The following is a 2,760-nucleotide window of genomic DNA, read 5'->3' as shown; positions in this document are numbered from 1 at the left end:
AACCGCCGACATTCTGCTTGTAAGGCAGACGCTCTCCCAGCTGAGCTAATCACCCTTCGCTTCGGTGTGGCGCGCATTCTACGGAGCGACCCTACCTCTGGCAAGCACTTTTTAAATTAATTTTCTGATGCCTTCCAAAGGCTTAGAGAAGGGTTGGCCTATGGCACACGGAGGACAATAATGCCCGCCTTTGTATAAAGGAGAGACTCACCCCATGTGGTTCAAAAACCTGCTTATCTATCGCCTGACCCAAGATCTGCCTGTTGATGCCGAGGCGTTGGAAACTGCACTGGCCACCAAACTGGCGCGCCCATGTGCAAGCCAGGAGTTGACCACCTACGGTTTCGTTGCACCGTTCGGCAAGGGCGAAGATGCACCGCTGGTACACGTCAGCGGTGACTTCCTGCTGATCAGCGCGCGCAAGGAAGAACGCATTCTGCCGGGCAGCGTCGTGCGTGACGCTGTGAAGGAAAAGGTCGAAGAGATCGAAGCCGAGCAAATGCGCAAGGTCTATAAGAAGGAACGCGATCAGATCAAGGATGAAATCATCCAGGCCTTCTTGCCTCGTGCCTTTATTCGCCGCTCGTCGACCTTCGCTGCCATCGCGCCGAAACAGGGTCTGATCCTGGTCAACTCGGCCAGCCCGAAACGCGCCGAAGACTTGCTGTCCACCCTGCGTGAAGTGATCGGCACCCTGCCGGTACGCCCGTTGACCGTGAAAATGTCGCCGACCGCGACCATGACCGAATGGGTCACCACCCAGAAAGCCGCGGACGACTTCTTTGTGCTGGACGAGTGCGAACTGCGCGACACCCACGAAGACGGCGGCATCGTGCGTTGCAAGCGTCAAGACCTGACCAGCGAAGAAATCCAGCTGCACCTGAGCACCGGCAAAGTGGTCACTCAGCTGTCGCTGGCCTGGCAGGACAAACTGTCTTTCGTCCTCGACGACAAGATGGTGGTCAAGCGCCTGAAGTTCGAAGACCTGTTGCAAGACCAGGCGGAACAGGACGGTGGCGACGAAGCCCTCGGCCAACTGGATGCCAGCTTCACCCTGATGATGCTGACCTTTGGCGACTTCCTGCCGTCGCTGGTTGAAGCGTTGGGTGGGGAAGAGACTCCGCAAGGGATCTGATTTTCCCCAGATAATCGGCACTTTTAAAAGATCGCAGCCTGCGGCAGCTCCTACAGGGAAATTCATTCCAATGTAGAACTGCCGCAGGCTGCGATCTTTTTTTGCGAGAAGCGTATGCTTAGCTCCCTACGCTTTCACATAACAAGGAACAAGCCATGCGCGCACTGGCTGCATTGAGTCGTTTTGTCGGCAATACCTTCGCTTACTGGGTACTGATTTTCGCTGTCGTGGCGTTCCTGCAACCGGCATGGTTCATCGGCCTAAAAGGCGCCATCGTGCCGTTGCTGGGGCTGGTGATGTTCGGGATGGGCCTTACCCTCAAGCTCGAAGACTTCGCTGAAGTTGCCCGTCATCCGTGGCGGGTGGCTTTGGGTGTGGTCGCGCATTTCGTGATCATGCCCGGCGTGGCGTGGTTGCTCTGCCAGGCGTTCCATTTGCCACCGGAAATCGCCGTCGGCGTGATCCTGGTTGGCTGCTGCCCAAGCGGCACGTCGTCGAACGTGATGACCTGGCTGGCCCGTGGCGATCTGGCGTTGTCCGTGGCCATCGCGGCCGTCACTACCCTCCTCGCCCCGCTGCTGACCCCGGCTTTGATCTGGTTGCTGGCTTCGGCCTGGTTGCCGGTGTCGTTCATGGAGCTGTTCTGGTCGATCCTGCAAGTGGTGCTGCTGCCGATCGTGTTGGGTGTGGTTGCCCAGCGCCTGCTTGGCGACAAGGTGCGTCACGCGGTGGACGTGCTGCCGCTGGTCTCGGTGGTAAGTATCGTGATCATCGTCACCGCCGTGGTCGCCGCCAGCCAGGCGAAGATCGCCGAATCCGGTCTGCTGATCATGGCCGTGGTCATGCTGCACAACAGCTTCGGTTACCTGCTGGGTTACTTCACCGGTCGCGTATTCAAGCTGCCATTGGCCCAGCGCAAATCCCTGGCATTGGAAGTCGGCATGCAGAACTCCGGTTTGGGCGCCGCCCTGGCCAGTGCGCACTTCTCGCCGCTGGCGGCGGTACCGAGCGCATTGTTCAGCGTCTGGCACAATATTTCCGGGGCGCTGCTCTCGACGTATTTCCGACGCATGAGCGAGAAAGAAGATCGCGAAATAGCCGCTCAGCAGGCCACTGACTGATTCAAAAACTTGATCCCCGGGTTAATGCTGGGCACTCTATTGCGCAACGCGGGGACGACCTCGCGGCTCGATCGAGTCATTAATCTGGGGACGACCCCGTCAATCGATGGAGGTCTTCATGTCCTGGATCATTCTGTTTTTCGCCGGCCTGTTCGAAGTCGGCTGGGCTGTCGGCCTGAAGTACACCGACGGTTTCAGCCGTCCACTCCCCACTGCCCTCACCGTTGCAGCCATGGCCATCAGCCTTGGCTTGCTGGGCCTTGCCATGAAGGAATTACCGCTGGGCACGGCCTATGCGATCTGGACTGGCGTGGGCGCCGTCGGCACGGTGATTGCCGGGATCATTCTGTTTGGTGAGTCGATGGCACTGTTTCGACTGGCCAGTGTGGCGTTGATTATTGCCGGGTTGGTTGGGCTCAAAGTCAGCGCTTAAGCGGCTGGCCCCATCGCGGGCAAGCCCGCTCCCACAGGTTCTGTATCGTGTGCCGATATTGTGAACGACCT

3 protein-coding genes are annotated in these 2,760 nt (G+C 58.7%); all 3 read left to right on the top strand.

All coding sequences use genetic code 11. The features are described from left to right. The first annotated feature begins 214 nt into the window (after window positions 1–214). The 3 genes from rdgC to sugE all read left to right on the top strand — a co-directional run bounded on the left by rdgC (window position 215) and on the right by sugE (window position 2,689). A complete protein-coding gene (gene rdgC / locus ACW9JC_RS29855; RefSeq protein WP_457459536.1) occupies window positions 215–1,135 on the top strand; it encodes a recombination-associated protein RdgC in 921 nt (306 codons plus the stop codon). 155 nt (window positions 1,136–1,290) lie between these two features. Further along, the gene (locus ACW9JC_RS29850; RefSeq protein ID WP_416128531.1) at window positions 1,291–2,256 is read left to right on the top strand and encodes a bile acid:sodium symporter family protein; all 966 of its coding nucleotides are present in this window, start codon (window positions 1,291–1,293) and stop codon (window positions 2,254–2,256) included. 118 nt (window positions 2,257–2,374) lie between these two features. After that, window positions 2,375–2,689: a quaternary ammonium compound efflux SMR transporter SugE gene (sugE, locus tag ACW9JC_RS29845; protein WP_027922462.1), complete on the top strand. Its 315-nt coding sequence runs from the start codon at window positions 2,375–2,377 to the stop codon at window positions 2,687–2,689. Window positions 2,690–2,760 lie beyond the last annotated feature (71 nt).

This window comes from Pseudomonas sp. SDO5591_S426 (genome assembly GCF_054070755.1).
The sequence above is the reverse complement of the archived record's forward strand: the minus strand, read 5'-3'. Positions and strand labels throughout refer to the sequence as shown.

Bases quoted from the DNA above. Each gene is read 5' to 3' on its own strand.
- rdgC (WP_457459536.1), top strand. From the start codon at position 215: ATGTGGTTCAAAAACCTGCTTATCTATCGCCTGACCCAAGATCTGCCT.
- ACW9JC_RS29850 (WP_416128531.1), top strand. From the start codon at position 1,291: ATGCGCGCACTGGCTGCATTGAGTCGTTTTGTCGGCAATACCTTCGCT.
- sugE (WP_027922462.1), top strand. From the start codon at position 2,375: ATGTCCTGGATCATTCTGTTTTTCGCCGGCCTGTTCGAAGTCGGCTGG.